Here is a 24872-nt window from a genome sequence, read left to right on the forward strand (position 1 = left end):
AAAAGGTTTGTCGCGCGCCACCGGGCTTTCGGCAAGGGTGGTTAGGAGACGAATTCTTCCCTAGCGTAGCCTTGCAGATAAAGCAGCGCAGTCAGGTCGCCGTGGTTGATGCGGATTTGGCATTCGGCTTGGACTTTGGGCTTGGCGTGGAGCGCGACGCCGGTGCCTGCGGCGAGGAGCATGGGCAGGTCATTGGCGCCGTCGCCGACGGCAATTGCCTCGGCGGGGGTGAAGCCGAGGCGGGCGGTGATCTCTTGCAGCGCCTCAAGCTTGGCCTCTTTGCCAAGGATCGGGGTGCCGACCTCTCCGGTCAGCAGACCGTCCTTTGCGATCAAGGTATTGGCGCGGTTCTCGTCAAAGCCCAGCTTACCCGCGATGGCCGAGGTGAAGGCGGTGAAGCCGCCCGAAACCAAGGCGGCATAGGCGCCGCTTGCCTTCATCGTGGCCAGAAGCACCGGGCCGCCGGGCATCAGGGTGATGCGGTCGCGCAGGACCGAGGCGATCACGGACTCGGGCAGGCCTTTCAGAAGGCCGACGCGTTCGCGCAGAGCGGCGTCGAAGTCGAGCTCGCCATTCATCGCGCGGGCGGTGATGCCTGCGACATGGGCGCCGACGCCGGCCTCATCGGCCAACTCGTCGATGCATTCCTGCTGGATCATCGTCGAATCCATATCGGCGATCAGCAGGCTTTTGCGGCGGCCATCGGTCTTTTGCAGAGCAAGGTCGATGCCAAGGGTTTGCAGGTCTTCCCAAACTTGCCAGAGGTTATCGGGCTGGCTTTCCACGGGAAATTCCGCCGCCACGCCGGGATCCAGCCACAAAGCATCACCACCGCCCCAAGCATTGCGCAAGGACTCGACCAATTCACGGCTGAGAACCGGCGTTTCGGGGTTGGTGAGCAGCGAGACTGTGAACATCGGCGGGCCTGTCTTTTGCCGGGCTGACGCGCCGGCAGTTTCCGATCGTGAACGCGAGGGGCTGAAACGCGTCGCTTTCACCGCATGAACCGCCGCAATACCCCGGTTTTTTCGCTTGTGCCAGAGCGGGGGCAGCTTTAAGCCCATCCGTGGGACACCCTTCCCCAACGAAGGGCTTTTAGCTGGAAGGCTACCATGACAGAGTTGAAGACCCCGGCCGCGCTGCCGGCGAACCCGCGTTTTTCTTCGGGCCCTTGCGCGAAAATTCCCCAATATTCGTTGGATATGCTGGCTGATGCGCCCTTGGGGCGCTCGCACCGTGCCGCTGTTGGCAAGGCCAAGCTGAAAGAGGCGATCGACCTCACCCGCGAGATTCTGAACGTTCCGGCTGACTATCGGATCGGCATTGTGCCGGCCTCGGATACCGGCGCGGTTGAGATGGCTTTGTGGTCGCTTTTGGGCGCCCGTCCGGTGGAGATGCTGGCATGGGAGTCGTTTGGCGAAGGCTGGGTCACCGATGTGGTGAAACAGCTGAAACTGGACGCTGTGGTGCGCAAGGCGCCTTACGGCCAGATCGTTGATTTTGCGGAAGTCGATTTCGACAAGGATGTCGTTTTCACTTGGAACGGCACCACCAGCGGCTGCCGTCTGCCGAATGGCGATGCGATCCCGGCGGATCGTGCTGGCCTGACCATCTGCGACGCCACCTCGGCCGCTTTCGCGATGGATCTGCCTTACGACAAATTGGATGTGGTGACCTTCTCTTGGCAGAAGGTGCTGGGCGGCGAAGGCGCGCATGGGATGCTGATCCTGTCGCCCCGCGCTGTCGAGCGGCTGGAGAGCTATGTGCCGGCTTGGCCGCTGCCGAAGATCTTCCGGCTGACCGCGAAGGGCAAGCTGATCGAAGGGATTTTTGCGGGTGAGACCATCAACACGCCCTCGATGCTGGCCAATGAAGACTACCTCGTTGCGCTGAAATGGGCGAAATCCGTTGGCGGCTTGCAGGGGCTGATCGCGCGCTGCGAGGCCAATGCGAAAGTGGTTTGGGATTTCTGCGCCGCACGGCCTTGGATCGAAAATCTGGCTGAGACGGCAGAGATCGCCTCGACCACCTCGGTTTGCCTGAAGTTCACCGATCCGCGTATCACCGACGGTGCGGCTTTCGCCAAGAACGTCGCCAAGCGGTTGGAAAAAGCCGGTGCGGGTCTGGACCTTGGCGCTTACCGCGATGCGCCTGCGGGCCTGCGGATCTGGTGCGGCGCCACGGTGGAAACCGCCGATGTGGCAGCGCTTATGCCTTGGATCGAATGGGCCTTTGAGGCCGAAATCGCGGCCCTGACCGCCTGATCTTGCGCGGCGGGGTGCATCCCCGCCCCTTCCCCTTATCCAGATAGACAGGAGCCCAAAGATGGCACCGCGCGTTCTCGTCTCCGACGAACTCTCCGAAACCGCCGTTCAAATCTTCCGCGACCGTGGGGTCGAGGTCGATTATATGCCGAAGCTTGGCAAAGACAAAGAGAAGCTGGCGGAAATCATCAGCCAATATGACGGCCTTGCGATCCGCTCGGCCACCAAAGTCACCGCCAAGCTTTTGGAAAATGCCACCAATCTGAAAGTGGTGGGCCGCGCCGGGATTGGTGTGGATAACGTCGATATCCCGGCGGCGTCGAAAAACGGCGTGATCGTGATGAACACGCCCTTCGGCAACTCGGTCACCACCGCCGAACATGCCATTGCGATGATGTTCGCCATTGCGCGCCAATTGCCCGAGGCTTCCGCCTCGACCCATGCTGGCAAATGGGAAAAGTCGAAGTTCATGGGGGTTGAGCTGTTCAACAAGACCCTTGGTGTGATCGGCGCTGGCAATATCGGCGGCATCGTTTGCGACCGCGCGGTTGGCCTGAAGATGAAGGTCGTGGCCTTCGACCCCTTCCTGTCGGAAGAGCGCGCCAAGCAATTGGGCGTGACCAAGGTGGAACTCGACGAGCTCTTGGCCCGCGCCGATTTCATCACGCTGCATGTGCCGCTGACCGATAAGACCCGCAACATCCTTGGCCGCGAGAACCTTGCGAAAACCAAGAAAGGCGTGCGGATCATCAACTGCGCCCGTGGCGGATTGATCGATGAGGCCGCGCTGAAAGACGCGCTTGACGCTGGCCATGTGGCAGGTGCTGCCTTGGACGTGTTCGAGGTCGAGCCCGCCACCGAAAACGTGCTCTTCAACCACCCCAATGTTGTGGTCACGCCGCACCTTGGCGCCTCGACCACCGAAGCGCAGGAAAACGTGGCCCTGCAAGTGGCCGAGCAAATGTCGGACTACCTCTTGACGGGTGCCGTCTCCAACGCGCTCAACATGCCCAATGTCACGGCGGAAGAAGCCACGGTCATGGGTCCTTGGGTGAAACTGGCGGGCCATCTCGGCGCCTTCATCGGCCAAATGACCGATGAGCCGATCAAGGCGATCAACATCCTCTATGACGGCAAAGTCTCGGAGATGAATGTCGCCGCCTTGAACCAATCGGTGATCGCAGGCGTGTTGAAAGCACAAAACCCGGATGTGAACCTCGTCTCGGCCCCGGTTGTGGCGAAAGACAAGGGCATCCAGATCTCGACCACCCGGCAAGACAAATCCGGCGCCTTTGACGCCTATGTCAAAGTCACCATGGTCACCGACAAGCGTGAACGCTCGGTCGCGGGCACCTGCTTCTCGGATGGCAAGCCGCGCTTCATCCAGATCAAGGGCATCAATATCGACGCCGAAGTGGGCGAGCATATGCTCTACACCACCAATGAAGACGTGCCCGGCATCATTGGCCTTCTCGGCATGACCATGGGCAAGAACAGCGTCAACATCGCGAACTTCACCCTTGGCCGTTCGGGCGTGGGACAAGAGGCGATTGCGCTTCTCTACCTCGACCAGCAGATCGACCCGAAAGTGGTGGAAACGCTGGAATCGACCGGCCTCTTCCAGCAGGTGAAACCGCTGCATTTTGTTGGCGCCTAAAGCGCGCAATATCTGAAGGTGTTAAAAGCCAAGCTCTTGCACCTTCGCCTTGACAGAAATACTCCACAGGGGGTCCGGGGGACGTGAAGTCCCCCGGCCTTTTTTGCATTTTGGGGGACGATCCCCCGGCTTTTGCCGTTTAAAGGAACAGCCTCATGCGCGCCTATGCTGTCGGTGATATCCATGGCCATCTGGATCTCTTGAAAGAGGTCCATGCGCTGATCGCGGCGGATATGGCCCAGCATGGTGCCGCCCCCGTGGTGCATGTCGGCGATCTTGTCGACCGCGGCCCCGACAGCCGCGGCGTCATTGACTACCTGATGCAGGGCATCGCGGCGGGCCAAGACTGGACCGTGCTCAAAGGCAATCACGACCGGATGTTCTGGCGCTTCCTGCGCGATCCGGCCGAATTGGAACCCGGCCTGCGCGCGGATCTCAGCTGGCTGCACCCGAAAATCGGCGGGGCGGAAACGTTGGAATCTTACGGGCTCCACGCCCCCGGCGACCGCCCGATTGACGCGGTCCATGCCGAGGCCGTGGCAGCGGTGCCGCAAGCGCATCGGGATTTCATCGAAAACCTGCCCAGCATCTACCCCTTGGGTGAGGTGGTCTTTGCCCATGCTGGCATCCGCCCCGAGACCCAGCTGCAAGACCAGATCGAAGATGATCTTCTTTGGATCCGCGGCGTCTTCCTTGAATATGACGAAAGCTTCGGGCCTTTGGTGATCCATGGCCATACCGCGCTTGAGGCCGCCACCCATTACGGCAACCGCGTCAATATCGACAGCGCCGCCGCCTATGGTGGGCCGCTGACCGCCATCGTGATCGAAGGGCGCGAAGTGTGGCAGCTGACGCCCGAGGGCCGCAAGCCCCTGCGCCGCGACGTCCCCGCGCCCTTCCTGAAATACATGCCGCCCAGCCGGTAAGGCTCAGTCGCTGAGGCCCAGTCGCGAACGCCAAGCAGCGGGGCCGTCAGGCCCCGTCGCGCGCCAGCACCATCGCGGCCTCTAAGGCCGCCGCTTCGCCAATATGATTGGCCAAGATCAGCACCAGCCGGGCGTTCAACGCATGGCTCTGGCCCTCGCTCAACCCCTTATGCGTGGCCAAAAGCCTTGCATAAAACCCATCCGGATCGGCGATATTGGGTCTGGTGATCAAAGCGCTCATGTCCGGCCCTCCTGCGCGGCCAATAGGGCTGCGGCCACCTCCTCGGCACTGGCCGAGACCCAGCGCGCCGCGATCACCTGATCGGGTCGCACCAGATAGAGTGCCGTCACCTCACTGCCCAACCAGCGCTTGATGACGGCCGCATTGGGCTGCGGGCGCAGCACCGGAAGGCCGGGCAGTTCGGGTGCCTCGCCAAAGGCCACCAGCACGAAGCGCCCGCCCAAAGCATCGATCAGCCAGCCGTCGCCTTGCGGCGCATCGGGGGCCACCGAACCCGGCCGCGCGGCTTGCGGCAAAGCCGGATGATCGGGGGCTTCCAGCGGATAGGTGCAGGGCTTCGAGAGCCGGCCCGAATTCACCATCGGCCGGGCAAAATCCGCCCGCCCCGCCAGATGCAACACCGCATCGCGGAAGAGCCGTTCCACACCTGCCCCCGGCGACATGAACCGGGTCGAGCGGGAGGAGTTCATCAGATTCTCATCCGCACCATGCACCCGCTCGCAGTCGTAAGCCATCAGCGCCGCCGCCGGGGCCTCGCCCCGCAGCACGGCCGCCAAACGCCAGCCCAAAGCATCGACATCTTGCAAGCCAGAATTGCCGCCGCGCGCCCCGAAGGGCGAGACGACATGCGCGGAATCGCCAGCAAAGATCACCCGATCTTGCACGAAGCTGCGCATGCGGCGGCATTGGAAGGTGTAGATCGAGGTCCAATCGAGGCTGAAATCGCGATGCCCCACCACCCGCTCAATCCGCGGTAAGATGCGCTCGGGCTGCCGCTCCACCTCGGGGTCCGTGTCCCATCCCAGTTGCAAATCAATGCGATAGATATTGTCGGGCTGTTTGTGCAGCAAAGCCGATTGGCCGGCATGAAAGCCCGGCTCAAACCAAAACCGCCGCTCGGAAGGGAAATCCGCCTCCATCTCGATATCGGCAATCAAGAAGCGCTCTTCAAAAAGCTCGCCCTCAAATTCCAGCCCCAGCATCCCCCGCAAGGGCGAGCGCGCGCCGTCACAAGCCACGACATAATCGGCCTGCAAAGCATAAGTCCCATCCGGCGTCTCAATGCTCAACGCAACATGATCCGCCCCCTGCACCACCCCGGTCACCCGGTTCTTCCAGCGCAGATCGACGCCCAGTTCCACCGCCCGCGCGACCAAAAACGCCTCAACCCAATATTGCTGAAGGTTCACGAAGGCGGGCATCTTATGACCGTCCTCGGGCAGAAGGTCGAAGTTAAACACCTCGGCCTCACGGTGATAGGTGCGCCCGACCTGCCAGATCACGCCCTTCTCAACGCAAGGCTGACCCACGCCCAAACGGTCCAAAATCTCCAGCGAGCGCTTTGACCAACAAATCGCCCGGCTCCCGACCGAGACGACATTGTTGTCATCGACCACCACCGCCCGCACCCCGTGATTGGCCAGCTCAATCGCCATCGCAAGGCCCACGGGGCCTGCCCCAACGATCACCACCGGATGCCGAGGCTCTGCCTCGCGCAAGCCAGCTGGCGGCACATAGTCAAATGGTCTATAATCGTAAGGCATGTCCCCTCCCCAGGATGCAGCCCTTCATCTTGACGTAAATACTCCAGGGGGTGCGGGGGACTGGTCCCCCGCCGCCGGCCCGAGGTGCGCCCTTAGCCTTGCAAAGCCTCCCACATCTGGCGGTCGCGCTCGGCGGTCCAGATGCGGGGCGTATCCAACCCGCGCGCCTCGTCATAGGCGCGGGCCACGTTGAAGGGCAGGCAATGCTCGTAGATGGCGAAGTCTTTGAATTTCGGATCACAAACCGCGCGGCAAGCGTCCCATGCCTCTTTCAAAGATCCGCCGCGCGCCGCCACTTTCGCCACCGGGCGATAGGTGCTTTCGACGAAATCCGCCGTGGCGGCGATCGCCTTGGCCACCATCTCGCGGCCGACCAAAGCATCGCCCCGACCGGGCGCAATCGCCACCGGATCGAAGGCGGCGATATTCTCCAAAGTCTGGCCCCAATCGGCGAAATGACCATCGCCGCAATAGCAAGCCGAGTGATATTCCACGATATCGCCGGTGAACATCACCTCGGCATCGGGCAGCCAGACCACCGCATCGCCAGCGGTATGGGCGCGGCCCAGATGCATGATGTCGACCCGGCGATTGCCAAGATAGACCGTCATCGCATCGGAAAACGTCGTCGTGGGCCAAGTCAGGCCGGGAATCTCTTCATGGCCCTGAAAGAGCCGCGGGAAGCGGCCAAATTCGCTGTCCCAATCCTCTTGCCCCCGCTCCACCACCATCGCGCGCGCCGCATCCGACATGATGATCTCGCGCGCACCGTAAGCCGAGGCGCCCAGCACCCGCACCGCATGGTAATGCGTCAGCACCAGATGGGTGATCGGCTTGTCGGTGACAGAACGGATATGCTCGATCACTTTGCGCGCCAGACGCGGGGTGGCCTGCGCCTCGACCACCATGACGCCTTCGTCACCGATGATCACGCCGGTGTTCGGATCCCCCTCGGCGGTGAAGGCGTAAAGCCCCGGCCCCACTTCGGTGAAACTGGTCTTCTTCTCGCTCAGATCGCCTGCCGATGCGAATTCTTTGGCCATGTTCTCTTCCGCCCTTTGCTATTCCATACCCGTCTTGCGCCGGTTTCACCCTTGTCAGGCCGCAATCCGCGTGCTCCCAATGCGCCTATGACCAGACGCACCCCCTATCTTATCACCGCCGGTATCATCCTGCTGACCGCCGCCTATCTTTTGTGGATCGGGCGCGAGCCGATTTGCAAATGTGGTTATGTCAAACTTTGGCATGGCACGGTGATCAGCTCGGAAAACAGCCAGCATATCTCTGACTGGTATACCCCCAGCCATATCATCCATGGCTTTATTTTCTTTGGGCTTTTGTCCTTCTTCGCCCATAGGCTCAGCTTTGGCTGGCGACTGGTCATTGCCACCTTGCTTGAGGCGGCATGGGAGATCATCGAGAATTCCGATGCGATCATCGAGCGTTATCGCAGCGTGACGATCAGCCTCGATTACTACGGGGATTCCGTGGTGAATGTGGTGGCCGATATTCTGGCGATGATCCTTGGCTTCTACCTTGCGGCCAAGCTGCCGGTGCGGGTGACCGTGGCGCTGGCGATCGCTTTCGAAGTGATGACGATCTGGCTGATCCGCGACGGTCTGGCACTGAACGTGCTGATGCTGGCCTTCCCCATCGAGGCGGTGGCGGATTGGCAATCCGCCGGACGCTGAGGGGAAAGCAGGGCTCAACGCCCTGCCCCGCTGGGGTTTTGATGCGCCGGGACCACCTTGCCCGCGCAGGCGCCAAAGCCGATGCGATAGCCTTGGCCTTGGGCATGACCGCGCAAGGTCAGCGTATCGCCATCTTCCAAGAAGGACCGCTGCCCGCCGGTGATCTCAATCGGCTCTTTGCCGCCCCATGACAGTTCCAAAAGGCTGCCACGGCTGGATTTTTCCGGGCCCGAGATCGTGCCAGAACCCAGAAGATCACCAACATTCATCGGGCAGCCCGATGTGGTGTGATGCGCCAATTGCTGGGCGGCCGAGTAATACATCTCGCGGTAATTGGTGCGGGCGATGACGGTCTCGGAGCCAGCTTCGGGGGTCAGACCCACCTCCAAAGCGATGTCGTAAAGCATCGGCCCCGGCTCTTGCAGATGCGGCAAAAGCGGCAGTTCGCGGGGCGGGGTTGCGGTGCGGAACGGCTCCAAAGCGGCGCGCATCACGATCCAAGGGCTGATCGTGGTGGCGGTGGCCTTGGCTTGGAAGGGGCCAAGCGGCTGGTATTCCCAAGCTTGGATATCCCGCGCCGACCAATCGTTCAAAAGCACATAGCCAAAGATCATCGCATCGGCCTCGGCGACCGAGACCATGCCTTCGGACGCCCGGCCCACCACCGCGCCCAGTTCCAACTCAAGATCAAACCGCGCGCAGGGGGCAAAGCGGGGGGCGGCGTCGTTCGGACCTTTCAGCTGCCCCCAAGGACGGCGGACATCCGTGCCCGAAACCACGACCGAGGAAGCCCGGCCATTATAGCCAATCGGGATGTGCAACCAATTGGGCGGCAAAGCATTTTCCGCGCCCCGGAACATGGTGCCGACATTGGTGGCATGGTGGCGACCGGCGTAGAAATCGGTATATTCAGCAACCAAGAAGGGCATGTGCAGGGTGACCTGCGCCAGCGGGAAGAGATGCTCTTCCACCGCGTCCCGGGCATCAGCGCCTTCGGCCAAAAGTGCGGTCAGTTGCGCGCGCAGAGCGGCCCAGACCTCCGGCCCTGCCTCCATCACCTCATTCCAGAACGGCACATCCAGAAGCGGCCCGCCTTCCAGAACCAACAGCCCGGCTTCTTCCAGCCCCGTGACATCCAAAACGAAGCTGCCAATCGCCACGCCACAACGCGGCTCTTCACCCTCCGCCGAGAACACCCCGCAAGGCAGGTTGTTGAGCGGAAACTCCGCCTCCGCCAGATTGGCACTCTCCACCCAAGACCGGATCAACGACATCTCACACTCATTTTCTGTCTAAAAATATCCCGCGGGGGGGTCTGGGGGGGCGCGAAGCCCCCCCAGCCTGCTTCACTTCACGCCCGGCGTGCCGTCGAACTTCTTCTCAAGACTGCCCCAGCAGTCGATGTAATCTTCCTGCAAATGCCCGGCCTGCGCGGCAAAGGGCGTCAGGTGCTGCGGGAAGCGGGTTTCGAACATGAAGGACATGGTCTCCTTCAACTTCTCCGGCCCCAGTTCAGAATTCGAGGCCCCCTCAAAGGCGTTTTTGTCCGGGCCATGCGGCAGCATGCAATTGTGCAGGCTCATCCCGCCGGGGACAAAGCCCTTGGGCTTGGCATCATAGACGCCATAGATATTGCCCATCAGCTCGGACATGACGTTCTTATGGTACCACGGCGGGCGGAAGGTGTTTTCGGCCACCATCCAGCGGTCGCGGAAAAGGACGAAGTCGATATTCGCCGTGCCCTCGATCCCGGAAGGTGCTGTCAGCACGGTGAAAATCGACGGATCGGGGTGATCGAAGAGGATCGAGCCGACCGGGCAATAAGTCTTCAGATCATATTTGCAGGGCGCGTAATTGCCGTGCCATGCCACCACGTCCAAGGGGCTGTGGCCGATCTTCGTCTCATGGAACTGGCCGCACCATTTCACCGTGACGGTCGAGGGCACTTCGCGGTCCTCAAAGGCCGCCACCGGGGTTTTGAAATCGCGGCGGTTGGCCATGCAATTGGCGCCGATCGGGCCGCGGCCCGGCAGCTGGAACTTCTGACCGTAATTCTCGCAGACAAACCCGCGGCAGGGGCCTTCCAGCACCTCGACCCGGTAGACAAGGCCGCGCGGCAAGATGGCGATCTCCTGCGGCTCGACATCGATGATGCCAAGCTCGGTGCAAAAGCGCAGACGGCCCTCTTGCGGCACCACCAGCAACTCACCGTCAGCGCTGAAGAAATATGCGTTCTGCATCGATTCAGTGACCAGATAGACATGGCTGGCCATGCCGGTCTGGGTGTTCACATCCCCCGCCGTCACCATCGTCCGCATGCCGGTGAGCCAAGTCAGCGCCTCGCCCGTATGCGCCAAGGGATCCCAGCGATATTGGCCAAGCGAGATGATGTCAGGGTCAATGCAAGGGGCGGATTTCCACAACGGCAGGTCGATCTTTTGGAAGCGATGCGTGTGCTTCACGCTCGGCCGGATGCGGTAGCACCAAGTGCGTTCGTTCTGATGGCTGGGGGCGGTGAAGGCGGTGCCGGAGAGCTGCTCACCATAAAGCCCGTAATTGCATTTTTGCGGGCTGTTCATGCCCTGCGGCAGCGCGCCCGGCAGGGCCTCGGTCTCAAAATCATTCCCGAAACCGGGCATATAGCCGGCGGTGGTGCCGGTGGTGTCAGCCGCCCGGATCATGCCGGAAATCTGTGTCTGCTGGTTCATCGCTGCCCTCCCCAAGGAGATGAATGCATGGGGAAAGCGCGCCTTCCCTTTAGGGAAAGAGTTATCGTTGCATTTGCAACGATGTCAAGCTTTGTGACGGCGATGCGCGCTTAACGGGCCATCGATCGCAGGCTGAGCGCCGCAGCCAGTGCGGCGGGCGCAGAGATCGCAAGCACCAGCCAGAAAAAGCCCATCTCGCCAAGCCCTGCGCCCAGCCATGAGACCAGCAAGGGCATACCGATGCCGCCGACCAGAGCCGAGCCAAGGATCACCGGGGTGACGCGCGGGTCATCGCCCATTTTGCGCGCGCCGGTGACGAAGATCGCCGGGAAGAACATCCCCGCCGAAGCGCCCATGGCCACGAAGGCCACCCCCTCTTGCCCCATGACCGCCGCACCGGAGGCGAGCACAGTCAGCGCCATCGCCGCCACATAAAGCGTGAAAGAGCCAATGCGATCCGCCACCAGCCCAAGGCCAAGCCGCGCGGCAAGGAAGGTGAAGAAGAAGCCCGACAGAAGCTGTGCGGCCTGCGCCTCGCTCGCTCCGGCGCGGATCAAAGCGGTGGGGCCAAGGCCTGCGAGCGTCGCCTCAAGCCCGATGCCAAGGGCGGCGAAGACCAAAAGCGGGTAATGCGGTTTGAAGCCGGTCCGGGCTTTCGACGGGCTTTGCACAATGGCTTCGCGGGTGGGCTCGGCCGCGAAGAGCCAGATCACCAGATAGGCCGCAGCGGCGGTGCCAAAGGCCAGCATCGAGGAATTGCCCAAGGCCACGAAGGCCAGCGGCGACAGGATCGCACCGGCGGCATAGGCGGCATTGAGAAGGCCCACCATCGAAGCGCCGCGGGTCTGAAAGGCTTGCAACACCCGTGGGTTAAAGACCGCCGTCGCCATGCCGTAGCCGGTGCCGAACACCAAGGCCGAGATCAGCATCAGCACCCATGAGGGTTGCAAGGTCAGCCCTGCCCCTCCGACCGCCAAGATCGCCAGCGCAAGCCTTGGGGTGATGCGATGCGACCAGAAATAGATTGCGGCGACGCCAATTGCACTGCCGCCCCATTGCGCCGAGACCAGAAGCCCGGCCGCACCTTCAGGCAGCGAGAAGTTACGGGTCAGTTCAGGCAGCGCGGGGCCGATTAACCCTTGCGCAAAACCCATCATTGTAAAGCTTGCCAAGCCCGTCAGCAGCACCCCCAAGGGCGAGCCCAAACCGATACGCAATTCTGTCACTCCTGCCAATCGCCGCACCACTCGCCTGCACCGCGCGAACTGTCAACGCTTGCAGCGCGCGGTGGATTGCGGCAGCAATGAAAAGACCTTGAGGGGTTCAGTTTTATGCCGCCGTTCGATCTTTCTGCCTTCTTGCCCTATCAACTCTCCGTCGCCTCGGCGCGGATTTCGCGAGGTTTTGCCGAGAGATACCGGCAGGAGTTTGGGCTTTCGATCCCGGAATGGCGGGTGCTGGCGCATCTGGCGGGGGGCGATGCGGTCTCGGTGCGCGAGATCCATGCGCGCGTTGATATGGACAAGTCCAAGGTCAGCCGGGCGGCGGCGCGGCTGGAGGAAGCCGGGCTGATCGAAAAGCGCGCCCATGCCGAGGATAAGCGCTTGTTGGATATGCGTTTAACGGCGGAAGGTCAGGCGCTGATGGCGCGGATCGTGCCGATCGCGGATGCCTATCAGGCAGAGGTTTTGGCGCGGCTTGGGGGGGATGCGGCGGCGTTCCGGGCGGCGCTCACCCGGCTTTTGGAGGAAGAATGACGCGGCTTTACGACTACTGGCGGTCCTCGGCGGCCTACCGGGTGCGGATCGCGCTGAACCTTCTGGGGATTGGCTATGAGGCGGTGCCCGTCAATCTGGTGACAGGCGAGCAAAGGGGCGCGGAAAATCTGGCGCGCAATCCGCAAGGTCTTGTTCCAACGTTAGAAATCGACGGGGTCAGCCTGACGCAATCGCTGGCGATCATGGAATATCTGCATGAGACGCATGGAGCGCTTTTGCCGGAAGGGGCTGTAGCCAAAGCGCGGGTGCGGGCCTTGGCCTATGCGGTGGCGATGGAGATTGCGCCCATTTGCAACCTGTCCGTCCGCAACCATGTGGCGGAGTTGACCGAGGGCAGATTTAGTGCCGATGATTGGCAGCGCCACTATATCGGCGCAGGTCTGACCGCTTTAGAGCGGATGTTGCAGGGGCCTCAGACCGGGCGCTTTTGCCATGGCGATCAGGTCTCGATCGCCGATATCTGTCTGATCCCGCAGGTTTATAATGCGCAAAGGGTGGGGTTGGACGTGGCGTCATGGCCGACAATCGCGGGGATTATGGCTAGGCTGCAGGAAATCCCGGCCGTTCAGGCGGCCCATCCTGATCAGGTGAAGCCATGACCGACGTCTATATCTTGTCTGCAACCCGCGCGGCCATTGGCACATTTGGTGGATCTTTGGCGGCAATGCCTCCGGCTGAGATTGCCACGCAGGTCTCGAAAGCCGCCATCGCGCGCGCGGGGGTGGAGCCTGCGCAGATTGGCACGGTGGTCTTCGGCCATGTGATCAACACCGAGCCGCGCGATATGTATCTGGCGCGGGTCGCGGCGATGCAGGCGGGGGTGCCGGAGACGGTTCCGGCGATGAACGTCAACCGGCTTTGCGGCTCGGGCGCGCAGGCGATTGTCTCGTCTTGTCAGGCACTTATGCTGGGCGACGCCGAGATCGCGCTGACCGGCGGGGCGGAATGCATGAGCCGCTCGCCCTATGCGGTGCCGGCGGCGCGCTGGGGGCAGAAGATGGGGGATACGAAGGTCATCGATATGATGACCGGCGCTTTGACCTGCCCTTTTGGCACCGGCCATATGGGGATCACGGCGGAGAATGTCGCGGCTGAGGGCGGCATCACGCGCGAGGATCAAGACGCTTTTGCGCTGGAATCCCAAGCCCGAGCGGCGCGTGCGATTGAGGCCGGACACTTCACCCAAGAGATTGTTCCGATTGAGATTTCCGGCCGCAAGGGCAGCTTTGAACTTGCGCAAGATGAGCATCCTAAGGCGACGACTTTGGAGGCTTTGGCGGGGTTGCGGCCGGCGTTTCAGAAGGGGGGGACGGTGACCGCGGGCAATGCCTCGGGGTTGAATGATGGCGCCGGGGCTTTGGTTTTGGCGCGGGAGGCTGCGGCCAAGGGCTTGAAGCCACGGGCGCGGATCATGGGCTGGGCGGTGGCGGGGGTGGACCCGAAGGTCATGGGGCTGGGGCCGATCCCGGCGGTAAAGCAGCTTTGCGCCAAGCTGGGCGTCTCGCCCCAAAGCTTTGATGTCGTTGAATCCAATGAAGCTTTTGCCGCGCAGGCGATTGCGGTGAGCCGGGCTTTGGACCTTGATCCGGCGCGGGTGAACCCCAATGGCGGCGCGATTGCTTTGGGGCATCCGGTGGGCGCGACGGGGGCGATCATCACCGTGAAGGCGCTTCATGAGCTGGAGCGGACCGGGGGTAAGACCGCGCTCATCACCATGTGCATCGGCGGCGGTCAGGGTATTGCTCTGGCGATTGAGCGGGTCTGAACGAGCCAAAACCACGTCTGGCATGCGTATGGTTTACGTATGGCTGAGGTATGGCTTTGGTCGGGCTGTCCGCATCACCACAAACGGACCCTTGCGCGGGCGGATCGGCCCTCGGCATCGATCACGGAGAGGGTGACAAAACCCGCGCCGGGGAGGCTGAGAAGGCTTTCGCGGTCGCGGGTGGCGACCTCGAGCGGCTGGCCGTCCACCAGCCATGTGAAAGGCGCTGTGCCGCCGCGCACGCGGACCATGAGGCCAGCGGGCAAAAGCTCGACCTCGGCCCCATCGGGGGGGAAGGCGACGGCGGGTGCATCGGCCGCGACCGCGAAGGCGGCGTTGCGCGAGCGGAAGCGCTGCAAGGGCTGTGGCAGTTGGGCGTTGGAGACCAGCAGCGTGGCGGCGGGGGCCGGGGGCTGCGGGTCAAGCTTGGGCTTCAGCCGGTTGAAGGCTTGGAAGAGCACCGGGGCGGCGGTGTCGGCCCCGAAGGCCCCCGGCACCGGCGTGCCATCGGGGCGGCCCATCCAGACGCCGATCACATGCCGCCCGTCATAGCCAATCGCCCAAGCGTCGCGGTGCCCATAAGAGGTGCCGGTCTTATAGGCGAGCCGATTGCGCGGCGCACCGGGCGGGGGCGCAAGACCGGCGAGGATATCAGAGACCTGCCAAGCGGCCACGGCGCTGACGAGGCGCTGGCCCTCCGCCCGCTCACCGCTGGCGCGCCATGTCAGGGGCAAAGCCACGCCGCCCCGCGCCAAGGCGGCATAGAGCTGGACCATATCTTGCAACGAGACCCCAACGCCGCCGAGCGAGACCGCAAGGCCGGGCTGGCCACCGGGGAGTTGGTAGCGCATCCCCGCCTGCCCCATGGCGGAGAGCAGACGCGCGGGGCCGAAGGCATCGGTCAGAAGGACAACGGGGATGTTGAGGGAGAGCTGCAACGCCTCGCGCAGGCGGATGGTGCCGCGAAAGACCTTGTCGAAGTTTTGCGGGGCGTAGCTGCCGAAGACAGTGGCGCGGTCTTCGATCATCGTCTCAGGGTGGGCGAGGCCTTCATCAAAGGCCAAAGCATAGACCAAAGGTTTGAGGGTAGAGCCGGGGCTGCGCAAAGCCGTGGTCATATCGACAAAGCCTTGGCGGCGGTCTTCGGTAAAGCGGGCGGAGCCGACCGAGGCGAGGATCTCGCCCGAGCGGTGATCGGCGACGAGGATGGCGATTTGCAGCCGGTCACCTTTGCCGGCGAGGGCCTCACGCGCGAGGGCCTCAAGCTGGCGTTGCAGGGTGATGTCGAGGGTGAGTTGGTGGCGGAGTTTCAACGGCTCGTCGCTGCGAGCGCGGTCCGCGAGATGCGGGGCGAGGGCCGGAAAGGCTTTGCGCAGGCCCGGGACGGGTTCGCGCAATGCGGCAGTGGCCTCATCTTGGTCGATCAGCGCATAGGTGACGGCGCGGTCAAGGACGCGGTTGCGCGCCGCCTCGGCCCGGTCGGCGGCGCGGTCGGGGCGGCGGGTTTCCGGGCTTTGCGGAATGGCGATCAGCAGCGCGGATTCGGCGGGGGTCAGGCGCGCGGGCTCTTTGCCGAAGTAAGAGAGCGAGGCCGCGCGGATGCCTTCAAGATTGCCGCCGAAGGGGGCGAGATGCAGGTAGAGGCTGAGGATTTCGTCTTTTGAAAGCTGGCGCTCTAGGGCCAAAGCCAGCCGCATTTGCCGCAGCTTGCCGCCGAATTCGCCGGTGGTGCCCTCTTCCAAAAGCCGGGCGACTTGCATGGTCAGGGTGGAGCCGCCCGAGACGATGCGGCCATTGGTCAGCGCCTGCCAACCGGCGCGCGCCACGCCGCGCCAATCGACGCCGGGATGGCTGCGAAAGCGGCGGTCTTCGTAGGTCAGCAGCATCTCGATATAGCGCGGATCGACGTCTTCGAGCGCGACGGCAAGCCGCCAGCGACCATCGGCTACGGTGTAGCTGCGCAAAAGCTGGCCACTGCGATCGACGACTTCGGTGCTGGTTTGCAGGGTGAGTTTGGGGATCTCGGTCGCATCGACCCAAGCGTCGAATTCATCGCGTGCGAAAGCGGCGAGCCAGAGGCCCGCCGCTGCCGTGATGAACCAACGCGCCCGCATCTTACTTTGCGGTGATCGTCACCGAGCCTGCATCGGTGCGGGCGCGGTAATCGGGGCGATACATATCCTCGACCGAGGCCGCGGGGTGGTGGAAGGTGCCCGGGCTGACGGCGCGGACCACATAGGCGAGCCGGAAGCTGCTGGCCGAAGTCCAATCGAGCGCGGTGATGAAGCGGTCTTGGCGGAACTCGCTATGCGTCACCTCGGAAAGCGCGTCGAGCCAGTCGAGATTGGCCGTCGCCCCGGCGCTGATCAGGTTGGGGTTGTCGATCTCAAACCCGGCGGGCAGCGGATCGGCGATGATGAGGCGCCCTTCGGAGCGTTCGAAAGGTGTGACCTCGATCACGGTCACCAGACGGTCACCGGCGGTGACTTGATCCAGCGTCACCGGCTCACCCGTCAGGGTGAAATGGCTGCGGGTGATCGCATAGCCATTGCCGCCTGCGGGTTCCGGCTCGGCCGGGACGCCGTAGGTGGTGAGGGTGATCGTGGTGTCGGGGCCTTCGTTGGTGATCTGAACCGGGGCTTGGCCATCGGTCAGGACTTTGACCAAGGGGCCGGTGGCGGGGGCGCCATCGATCTGGATGCCGGTGCTGTCGGGCCGGTCGATCAGCGCATTGGCGGCCATCAGCGCCCAAGTCGCCTCTTGCGTCGAGCGGTTGACGCTGGTGCTGGCGATTTGGTCGGCCAAAGCTTCGACATCGACGGCGGTAGAGCCGGATTCGACGGCGAGGGTCAGCAGCGCGGCGGCATCGCGGTAGTGGGTGCCGTAATCGGCGCGCCAGACTTGGCCTTCGGCTTGGCGCGCGGTTTCGGCCATTTTGGCTCCGGCCTTGCGGAACATCGCATCGGCGCGGGGTTGGTCGCCGTAAGAGGCCAGTGCCGCGCCAAGCTGGGCTTGCGCCAAGGGGGTGGCGAAGCTGTCGGCTTTGACATCGGCATAGTAGCGCAGATCGCCAATGGCGGCCGCGCCTTCACGGGCGAGCACCATCAGCGCATAGGCCAGCGCCGTGCCGCCGCCGTTGGAATTGTCGTCGAAATCGGGCGCGTAATTCACTTGGTTGCGCAGATTGCTGAGGGCGTTTTTCAGCGCAAGCTCAGGCACCATATAGCCTTGGGCTTTGGCGCGGCTGAGGAAGTCGGTGACATAGGCGTCGAGCCACATATCGCCCGAACCTGCCGACCAAAGGCCAAAGCCGCCTTCGGAGCCTTGGTTAGAGAGGATCTCGACCACGGCTTCATCAATGCGCTTTTGGATGTTGTCGGCGCCTTTGAGGTCCATCACCTGCGCGAGTTCGTCAAAGTAGAGAAGCGGCAGCGCGCGGGAGGTGATCTGCTCGGTGCAGCCGTAGGGGTAGCGGTCGAGGGCGGCGAGAAGGCCGGGGGCGTTGAGCCGGGCCAAGGGGCCGATGGCCATCACCGATTTGCCCGAACCGGGGATCATATCGGCGAAGACCGCTTGATCGAAGGTGAAGCTTTGGCCCTTCTTCAGCTCCAGCCGCGAGACTTTGGCGATCTCGGGGTCGTTGACCTGCACGGGCAGGTTGAGGGTCTTTTTAAGGGTTTTGCCATCGGGCGTGGTCAGGTTGACGTCGATGGTCTGGAGGCCGACGCCTTCGGCTTTGACGGGGATTTCAAAGACTTGCTTGGCCAGATCGCCCAGCTCAAAGCCCGAAGGCACCGCGCCAAGCGTGACGCCATTGCCGATGATATCAAGGCTCATCCGTCCCGAGGGGCCGGTGGCATGGACCACCTCAAGCAAGAGGCGGCTTTCATCGCCGGGCGACAGGAACCGCGGCAGGCTGGCGGTGACGACGACCGGGTCGCGCACCAGAACCTCTTGATCCGCTTGACCGATGCCGGATTTGCTCCATGCCACGGCCATGACTTTGACGCTGCCGTTGAAGGCGGGCAGATCAAAGCTGGTGCGGGCATAGCCATCGGCGCCCACGGTCAGCGGGCCGGTGAAATAGGCAACCAGCTCTTCTGTCGGGGGTGGGGCGTTGAGCGCGGCTTGCGCGCCCGCGTCACCGCCCGAGCGGACCTCGCCAGTGGCGCCGTTGAGACCGTCGATCAGGCGGCCATAGACGTCATGGATGCCGATGCCCAATTTGCGCTGGCCGAAGTAATGGCCTTTGGGATCAGGGGCTTGGAAGCCGGTGAGATTGAGGATGCCAACATCGACCGCCGCCAGCGTGACATAGGCCGTCTCGCCCGCAGCCACGCCTTCGACCTTGACCGCGACCTCTAAAGGCGCGCGCGGGGCGGATTCTGCGGCCATCTCGATCGTGGTTTTCAGCGCCTTCGCGCCGGGGTCAACGGCGGCATAAGAGAGACCCAAGGCCCGCGCCGGGTTGCGCCCGGCGGCTTCATCCATCGGGCGCAGGGCCGAGACGGTGACGTAAGCCCCTGCCCCCCATTCTTCGGTCACCGGCAGGGAAATCAGGTTCTCGCCTTCTTTCACTTCAACGGTTTGCATGGCGATCAGGCGGTTGGAGAGCACCGTGACCAGTGCCGTACCGGCCGCGCGCGGCACCACGCGCAGCTGCGCGGTCTCACCCGGCGTATAGGCCTCTTTGTCCAAGGACAGCTCAAGCGTGTCGGGGGTCGAGGTCACCTCGGCGGGTGCATACCAACCGGCCCAGAACCGGACCGAAGAGGCTGCAATCTCGCCATCGGCGCGGGTCACGACCAGCTCATATTCGCCCCATTTGACGGGGGCAGAGATTTCCAGCGGATCTTGGCCGAGCTGGGCTTCGCCTTCGGCTTCCAAGGTGCGGTAGGTGACCCGTTCCCAGTTCCAATCGCCATAGCTTTGGAACCATTGGTAATCGGTCTGCACGCGGTTCAGTTTCCACTGCACCTGCATGGGCGCGGGCTGGCTGTCCTTGCCAATGCCGATCACTGAGAAGCGGGCATCGGTGCCTTCGGGGGCGACGTCTTCAAAGAGCGGCTTGATGCCGATCATCGCGGCAGAGGGGGCAAGCTCGACCGTCAGGCGGCGTTCGACCGGGCGGCCTGAGCCTTCGGCGACACGGACGGCGATGCGGGCCTCAAGCGGACGGCCGGGATCGGAGAGTTCGGGCAGGGTCACTTCGACGCTGGCCTTGCCTTCGGCATCGGTGTTTTCGGCAAACAAAGGCTCCATCCGGGCGGCGAAAGCATCGTCATGGCGACCGAATTGGTAGCCCGGATAGGCTTTGAGGCCCAAGGCTTGGCGCAGGAGGGTTTCCCCCTCGATCGCCAGATCGGCACCCGGCGCGCCGAAGAGGTAGCGCGCATCAATGTCCAGCGTGGCGCGCGGGCCGGAGAGGCTGAGCGGCGTGTCGCCCAAGGCAAGGGTGAAGTCGATCCGCTCGGGCAGGAAGTCTTCCACAAGGAAGGTCTTTTGCGTCAAGGCGGCGGCTTCGAGATCGGCAAAGACCTTGAGCGTCCAGACCCCGCGCGGGGCGGCACCGGCGATGGGCAAAGCAAAGACATGGCCGCCTGCGCCTTTGTCTTCAACGAGTTGGCGGGAGTATTCCACACCATCGGGACGCATCAGAATGGCGGTGAGCGGCAGGCCTTCGACGGCATCGGCCAGAGAGTCGCGGGCCAAAGCGGTGGCGAAGACCGTCTCACCCACGCGGTAAGCGCCGCGATCGGTGGTGAGGAAGACATCGACCGGGGGCGCGGGTTCGCGCCCTTCGACGCCGCGATCAGAGAGGTCAAACTCAGGATCGGTCAGCGACAGGAAACCAAGGTCGGCGTCACCATCCCGCACGACGACCAGCGCGGGCGCGGCCGAGCCGGTGCCGCGCAAAAGGCCGGGCTCGAACCTGGCATAGCCTTGCTCATCAGCGGTGGTGGTGGCCAAGATGGTATTGGCGCGGTTCAACAGCTCCACCTGCGTGCCGGGTTTGGCTTGCGCCGTGCCAAGGCTGCGGATGAAGACATGCAGCCCGTCAACGCCCGACATCGAGGTGATGCCGAGGTCCGAGACCACGAACCATTGCCAGCTGGCCGGGGTGGTATAGGGATCGACGCCCGGAACTTCGGCGCGCAGGGCGTAGATGCCGGCGGGTTGACCTTGCAAAGGCTCGGCCAAAGGCAGGCGGGTGGTCACGTCTTTGTTGACCTCTTGCCCGACTTTGGCGCTGCCGTGCCAGATCTCTTCGCCGATGTCATTGGTGAAGCTCTCGCTGCTCCATTCCGGGATCGGCGTGCCGAAATAGTCGTTCTGGATCGCCCGCAGAATGTTGCGGTCGGTGACGCGGAAGAGCGTCAGGTCCAGTTTTTCGGTGTTGACCGACAGGACGGGAAGTGCGGCTTCGGTGGTTTTGGGCAGGACATAGCCACGACCGGGGAAGCTGACGCCGGGGCTGCGGTCGCGGACGTAAAGCGTGACATCGATGGATTTGGCAAGGCTTTGGCCGTCTTTGGCGGGCAGGCCTTCGCGGAAGGTGACGGTGTAGCGCGCGCCATGTTCAACGCCCACGACGCAAAGGTTGCGGTAGCCATCGCTTTCGACGAAGAGCCCTGCGGCAGGAAGCTTGACGAAATTGGCGTAATCGACGCCCGAAGGCACCAGATCATCGGTGAAGGTCGCGCAGATCCGCGGGCGGGCGAGGTCGGATTGCACATTGCTGTCCGAGACCCGGAAGCCATATTTGCCAATGGCTTCGTCCAAAAGCGCCTCGGTATCGGCGCGGCTTTGCAGCGATTGCGCAAGGCGCAGGGCTTTGACCATATCGCTGCCACGGCCCTGGGCCTCGAAGGCCAAGGCCATCGAGACGAGGATGGTGTGGCGCTGAGCGGGCGCGCCTGCACGCAGGTAGGCGTTGACGGCGGCGGGAAACGCGCGGCTTTGATACCACGACTGGTCCGAGCCTGCGATCTTGCCTGCGGCCAATGCGCGGCGGGAATATTCAAGCCAAAGATCAGCGCTGTCTGCCACCGCAAGCGCGGCCCCGGTGAAGGCCGTGGCCATTGCCCAATTGCCCGAGGCTTCGTTTTCAGCCGCCGAGGCAAGGTGCTCTTCGGCGCTCCACGGGCCTGAGGAATGGTGGCGACCAAGCGATTGCGCCATTTCGGTCGCAGTCTCAAACTCCCAATCGCTGAGGAAGTTCAGCTCGGCGCGGCGGGTGGGGGCATTGGCCACCAGCGCCGGATCTGCCACCATGATATGGCCCGAGACGGCACCGGCGAAACTCTCCGCCTCCCCGGCGCCTTGCTTCAAGAAGCAGCTGCCGTTGCGGGTGTTGAACGTATAGGCCTCGCAGCGGGTGTTGGTGATGCAGGCGCGCTCACAGGCGTCTTGCGTGGTGTCAAAGAGCGAAGAGATATCGCCGCCGGGCAGATCGGTGTCGACCGAGATCGCGGCGCGTCGTTCAGGGATCAGCTCTTGTGCGAGGCTTGCGGTGGGAAGCGCCAAGAAAACGGTGGCCACAACGGCCTTGGCAAAGCTGCGCATAAAAGTAACCCCTGCTGAACTATGGGCGAAGCTTGGCACGCGTCCCCTCATCCAGCAAGGGCGCTGCGCCAGTCAGCGTTAAGTCTTGGTTCACTTTGCTGCGCGAAGGTAGTCCTAAATACCGGACCCGGCCCCTGCGGCTTGGGCCCCCGGTGAGCGGCCAGAAGACGGCGCGGGGCCCTATGGACCTGATGGAGAAACTTGCTCAGGAACGGCGCGCCCGGCTGGCGGCCGAGCGTCTGCTGGAGCAGCGCACGCGTGAGCTTTATGCTGCCAATGAAAAGCTGGCTTTGCATGCCCGCGCCCTCTCGGACCAAATCGTCGAGCAGCGGCAGGTGGTGCATTCGGTGCGGTCAGAAGCCGAGCTTTTGAAGGGCCAAAACAGCCGGTATCTGCAAGAACTTGACCGCGCGCATACCGCGGCGGTGATGGCCGAACAGCGGCTGCGCGTTTCCATCAACACCATCCGCGATGGCTTTGCGGTCTTTGATGCGGGCCTGCGGCTGGTGATGGCCAATGACGCGTTCTTGGCGTTCTTTCCCGGCCTTGGCCCCGGCACGCCCTATGACCAGATGATCCGCTTTGCCGCCGAGACCGGGATGGTCGACGGCCAAGGCGAGGCGGCAGAGGATTGGATCACACGCTTGTGTGATCGGATCAGCGCCGAGCGGCTCTCGCCCGAGACGGTGCGGCTGTCGACGGGCCGCTGGATCAAGCTGATCGACCGCCGCGCGCGAGATGGCGACATGGTCTGCCTGATCCTCGACATCACCGAACAGATGCGGATCTGGGCCGCGATTGAGGCGCTACCGGATGCTTTTGTGCTTTTTGACAGGGAGGAACGGCTTTTGACCTGCAACCAACGCTACCGCGACCTTTTCCCCGAATCGGCCGATGTGATCGAGCCCGGCACCAGCTTTGAAAGCTTGCTGCGCCACGGGCTGGAAAAGGGCCAGATCCCCGAAGCGGTAGGCCATGAAGATGGTTGGCTGGCGCGGCGGTTGCGGCAATTCCGTGAGGCTAAAGAAAGCAGCGAAAGCCAATTGGCCTCGGGCCGGTGGATCTTGGAATCGGACCATGTGACGCCCGATGGCGGCCGCGTGGGTTTGCGCATCGACATCACCCAGATCCGCGAACAGCAGCGGGCTTTGGATGCAGCGCGGCTGCAGGCCGAGGCGGCAAACCGGGCGAAATCGGCCTTCTTGGCCAATATGAGCCATGAGATCCGCACGCCGATGAATGGCGTGGTGGGGATGGCAGAGCTGCTGTGCGACACCAGTTTAAGCGAGGAGCAAAGACTTTTTGCCGAGACGATCCGGTCTTCGGGTGAAGCGCTTTTGGTCATCATCAATGACATTTTGGATTATTCGAAACTGGAAGCCGAGCGGATGGCGATCCATCCAGAACCCTTTGATCTGGAACACACAATCCACGAGGTGACGATGCTTTTGCAGCCCCGCGCGCGGGCCAAAGGCATTGATATGATGATCGATTTCGATATGTTTTTGCCGACGCGCTATGTGGGCGATCCGGTCAGACTGCGGCAGGTTTTGACCAATCTGATCGGCAATGCGGTGAAGTTCACCGACCACGGCCATGTGCTGACGCGGGTGGTGGGGATGGAGGTCGAAGACGGCCGCCAGCAGCTGCATGTCACGGTGGAGGACACCGGGATTGGCATTGATCCGGGGCAGCTCGACCATATTTTCGGCGAATTCAATCAGGTCGAGAACGAAGGCAACCGCCGTTATGAGGGAACCGGCCTCGGGCTGGCGATCACGCACCGTTTGATCGAGCGGATGGAGGGCGCGGTTTGGGTGGATAGTGAGCCGGGAAAAGGCTCATGCTTTGGGTTTCGGGTGACTTTGCCCTTGGCCGAAGGCGCGGTGCCGGCGCGTCAGCCGATCAACCTGCGCCGGGCCTTGGTGGTGGACGATCAATTCATCAATCGCACGATTTTAGAGCGGCAGTTGGTGACCTGCGGCATGGCCGTGCGGCTTTGCCGCTCGGGCGCGGAGGCTTTGGCGGCGCTGGCCGAGGATGCGGCTTATGATGTGCTGATCTTGGACCATATGATGCCCGAGATGGACGGGATGGACTTGGCGAAAGCAGTGCGGGCGGCGGGGCATGGCCTGCCGATGGTGATGCTGTCCTCCAATCCAAGTGCAGCGCGGGGGCAGGAGGCTGCGGCGGAGATCACGGCGTTTTTGCAAAAGCCGGTGTTGCGGGCAGATCTCTTCCGGCGCTTGGCAGAGCTTTCTTCTGGCGGGGTTGTGCTGGATGCCGAGCCGGCTTTGCCGGTTGCGGCCCCGGTGCTGCAACGGCGGATGCGGGTCTTGGCGGCCGAGGATAATAAGACCAATCAGCTGGTGTTCCAGAAGATGGTGAAGACGATCGATATCGATTTACGCTTTGCCAACAATGGTTTGGAAGCGGTGGAGATCTGGCGGGAGTTTCGGCCGGATCTGATCTTCATGGATATCTCGATGCCGCAAATGGACGGGCGCGACGCCGCCCGCGCCATCCGGGCCGAGGAGGCCGGGCGGGCGCATGTGCCGATCGTGGCGCTGACCGCCCATGCGATGGAGGGCGATGGCGCGGAGATTTTGGCCGCCGGGATTGATCGCTACCTGACCAAACCCTTGCGCAAAGCGGCGATCACCGGGGCTTTGGCCGAATTTTGCCCAGCGGAGGTCGAAAGCATCGCCGGTTTGGGCGAGGATGCGGCGTGA

At 63.0% G+C, this 24872-nt stretch carries 17 protein-coding genes; 8 read left to right on the plus strand and 9 right to left on the minus strand.

The genetic code is table 11. From position 1 onward, the window contains the following. Window positions 1–41: 41 nt before the first annotated feature. Window positions 42–917, minus strand: coding sequence for a phosphoserine phosphatase SerB (gene serB / locus Q9295_RS08845; protein WP_306680177.1), 876 nt, complete (start codon window positions 915–917; stop codon window positions 42–44). 195 nt (window positions 918–1112) lie between these two features. On the opposite strand from serB, the gene Q9295_RS08850 reads away from it, so the two are divergent. From Q9295_RS08850 to Q9295_RS08860, 3 genes are all read left to right on the plus strand, one after another. Then, window positions 1113–2264 carry a phosphoserine transaminase gene (locus Q9295_RS08850; RefSeq protein WP_306680178.1) on the plus strand — a complete coding sequence of 384 codons (1152 nt, stop codon included), beginning with the start codon at window positions 1113–1115 and terminating at the stop codon, window positions 2262–2264. Window positions 2265–2325: 61 nt separating this feature from the next. Further along, complete coding sequence (gene serA / locus Q9295_RS08855; RefSeq protein ID WP_306680179.1) at window positions 2326–3921, plus strand: phosphoglycerate dehydrogenase; 1596 nt, start codon at window positions 2326–2328, stop codon at window positions 3919–3921. 155 nt (window positions 3922–4076) lie between these two features. Continuing rightward, window positions 4077–4847, plus strand: a complete 771-nt coding sequence (locus Q9295_RS08860; RefSeq protein ID WP_306680180.1) for a metallophosphoesterase family protein — start codon at window positions 4077–4079, stop codon at window positions 4845–4847. A gap of 46 nt (window positions 4848–4893) precedes the next feature. Here Q9295_RS08860 and Q9295_RS08865 read toward each other — a convergent pair whose 3' ends face one another. The 3 genes from Q9295_RS08865 to Q9295_RS08875 form a co-directional block, all read right to left on the minus strand. Beyond that, window positions 4894–5088, minus strand: a complete 195-nt coding sequence (locus Q9295_RS08865; protein ID WP_306680181.1) for a DUF2783 domain-containing protein — start codon at window positions 5086–5088, stop codon at window positions 4894–4896. Beyond that, window positions 5085–6632, minus strand: coding sequence for an FAD-dependent monooxygenase (locus Q9295_RS08870; protein WP_306680182.1), 1548 nt, complete (start codon window positions 6630–6632; stop codon window positions 5085–5087). The genes Q9295_RS08865 and Q9295_RS08870 overlap by 4 nt, the downstream gene beginning before the upstream one ends. Before the next feature lie 92 nt (window positions 6633–6724). Then, entirely contained in the window at window positions 6725–7675 is a 951-nt protein-coding gene (locus Q9295_RS08875; protein ID WP_306680183.1) for an MBL fold metallo-hydrolase, read from the minus strand. 87 nt (window positions 7676–7762) lie between these two features. Between Q9295_RS08875 and Q9295_RS08880 the strand changes: the two genes are divergently transcribed. After that, window positions 7763–8323 carry a DUF2585 domain-containing protein gene (locus tag Q9295_RS08880; RefSeq protein WP_306680185.1) on the plus strand — a complete coding sequence of 187 codons (561 nt, stop codon included), beginning with the start codon at window positions 7763–7765 and terminating at the stop codon, window positions 8321–8323. 14 nt (window positions 8324–8337) lie between these two features. On the opposite strand, the gene fahA is transcribed toward Q9295_RS08880, so the two are convergent. From fahA to Q9295_RS08895, 3 genes are all read right to left on the minus strand, one after another. Next, a complete protein-coding gene (gene fahA / locus Q9295_RS08885) occupies window positions 8338–9597 on the minus strand; it encodes a fumarylacetoacetase (RefSeq protein WP_306680186.1) in 1260 nt (419 codons plus the stop codon). A 72-nt stretch (window positions 9598–9669) separates the two neighbouring features. Beyond that, complete coding sequence (hmgA, locus tag Q9295_RS08890; protein WP_373457443.1) at window positions 9670–11031, minus strand: homogentisate 1,2-dioxygenase; 1362 nt, start codon at window positions 11029–11031, stop codon at window positions 9670–9672. A 110-nt stretch (window positions 11032–11141) separates the two neighbouring features. After that, window positions 11142–12248, minus strand: coding sequence for an MFS transporter (locus Q9295_RS08895; RefSeq protein ID WP_306680187.1), 1107 nt, complete (start codon window positions 12246–12248; stop codon window positions 11142–11144). Window positions 12249–12362: 114 nt separating this feature from the next. Here Q9295_RS08895 and Q9295_RS08900 point away from each other — a divergent pair, with 114 nt between their 5' ends. The 3 genes from Q9295_RS08900 to Q9295_RS08910 are packed head-to-tail and all read left to right on the plus strand — an operon-like array spanning window position 12363 to window position 14574. Continuing rightward, complete coding sequence (locus Q9295_RS08900) at window positions 12363–12788, plus strand: MarR family winged helix-turn-helix transcriptional regulator (protein ID WP_306680188.1); 426 nt, start codon at window positions 12363–12365, stop codon at window positions 12786–12788. Continuing rightward, complete coding sequence (gene maiA / locus Q9295_RS08905; RefSeq protein WP_306680189.1) at window positions 12785–13408, plus strand: maleylacetoacetate isomerase; 624 nt, start codon at window positions 12785–12787, stop codon at window positions 13406–13408. Before Q9295_RS08900 ends, maiA begins: the two co-directional genes overlap by 4 nt. After that, window positions 13405–14574 carry an acetyl-CoA C-acyltransferase family protein gene (locus tag Q9295_RS08910; protein WP_306680190.1) on the plus strand — a complete coding sequence of 390 codons (1170 nt, stop codon included), beginning with the start codon at window positions 13405–13407 and terminating at the stop codon, window positions 14572–14574. Before maiA ends, Q9295_RS08910 begins: the two co-directional genes overlap by 4 nt. Window positions 14575–14648: 74 nt before the next feature. On the opposite strand, the gene pbpC is transcribed toward Q9295_RS08910, so the two are convergent. Both pbpC and Q9295_RS08920 read right to left on the minus strand, forming a co-directional pair. Next, entirely contained in the window at window positions 14649–16688 is a 2040-nt protein-coding gene (gene pbpC, locus Q9295_RS08915) for a penicillin-binding protein 1C (protein ID WP_306680191.1), read from the minus strand. A 1-nt stretch (window position 16689) separates the two neighbouring features. Next, window positions 16690–22140 (minus strand): alpha-2-macroglobulin family protein, encoded by a 5451-nt coding sequence (locus Q9295_RS08920; protein WP_306680192.1) that lies wholly within the window; start codon window positions 22138–22140, stop codon window positions 16690–16692. Window positions 22141–22322: 182 nt separating this feature from the next. On the opposite strand from Q9295_RS08920, the gene Q9295_RS08925 reads away from it, so the two are divergent. Continuing rightward, window positions 22323–24872 carry a response regulator gene (locus Q9295_RS08925; RefSeq protein ID WP_306680193.1) on the plus strand — a complete coding sequence of 850 codons (2550 nt, stop codon included), beginning with the start codon at window positions 22323–22325 and terminating at the stop codon, window positions 24870–24872.

The organism is Pseudogemmobacter lacusdianii, from assembly GCF_030848395.1.
Taxonomy (GTDB): Bacteria; Pseudomonadota; Alphaproteobacteria; order Rhodobacterales; family Rhodobacteraceae; genus Pseudogemmobacter; species Pseudogemmobacter lacusdianii.

Coding starts and splice junctions, on each gene's coding strand:
- Q9295_RS08910 (WP_306680190.1), top strand. CDS start 13,405: ATGACCGACGTCTATATCTTGTCTGCAACCCGCGCGGCCATTGGCACA.
- Q9295_RS08865 (WP_306680181.1), bottom strand. CDS start 5,088: ATGAGCGCTTTGATCACCAGACCCAATATCGCCGATCCGGATGGGTTT.
- fahA (WP_306680186.1), bottom strand. CDS start 9,597: ATGTCGTTGATCCGGTCTTGGGTGGAGAGTGCCAATCTGGCGGAGGCG.
- serB (WP_306680177.1), bottom strand. CDS start 917: ATGTTCACAGTCTCGCTGCTCACCAACCCCGAAACGCCGGTTCTCAGC.
- Q9295_RS08860 (WP_306680180.1), top strand. CDS start 4,077: ATGCGCGCCTATGCTGTCGGTGATATCCATGGCCATCTGGATCTCTTG.
- hmgA (WP_373457443.1), bottom strand. CDS start 11,031: ATGAACCAGCAGACACAGATTTCCGGCATGATCCGGGCGGCTGACACC.
- maiA (WP_306680189.1), top strand. CDS start 12,785: ATGACGCGGCTTTACGACTACTGGCGGTCCTCGGCGGCCTACCGGGTG.
- Q9295_RS08920 (WP_306680192.1), bottom strand. CDS start 22,140: ATGCGCAGCTTTGCCAAGGCCGTTGTGGCCACCGTTTTCTTGGCGCTT.
- Q9295_RS08880 (WP_306680185.1), top strand. CDS start 7,763: ATGACCAGACGCACCCCCTATCTTATCACCGCCGGTATCATCCTGCTG.
- Q9295_RS08850 (WP_306680178.1), top strand. CDS start 1,113: ATGACAGAGTTGAAGACCCCGGCCGCGCTGCCGGCGAACCCGCGTTTT.
- Q9295_RS08875 (WP_306680183.1), bottom strand. CDS start 7,675: ATGGCCAAAGAATTCGCATCGGCAGGCGATCTGAGCGAGAAGAAGACC.
- Q9295_RS08900 (WP_306680188.1), top strand. CDS start 12,363: ATGCCGCCGTTCGATCTTTCTGCCTTCTTGCCCTATCAACTCTCCGTC.
- pbpC (WP_306680191.1), bottom strand. CDS start 16,688: ATGCGGGCGCGTTGGTTCATCACGGCAGCGGCGGGCCTCTGGCTCGCC.
- Q9295_RS08925 (WP_306680193.1), top strand. CDS start 22,323: ATGGACCTGATGGAGAAACTTGCTCAGGAACGGCGCGCCCGGCTGGCG.
- serA (WP_306680179.1), top strand. CDS start 2,326: ATGGCACCGCGCGTTCTCGTCTCCGACGAACTCTCCGAAACCGCCGTT.
- Q9295_RS08870 (WP_306680182.1), bottom strand. CDS start 6,632: ATGCCTTACGATTATAGACCATTTGACTATGTGCCGCCAGCTGGCTTG.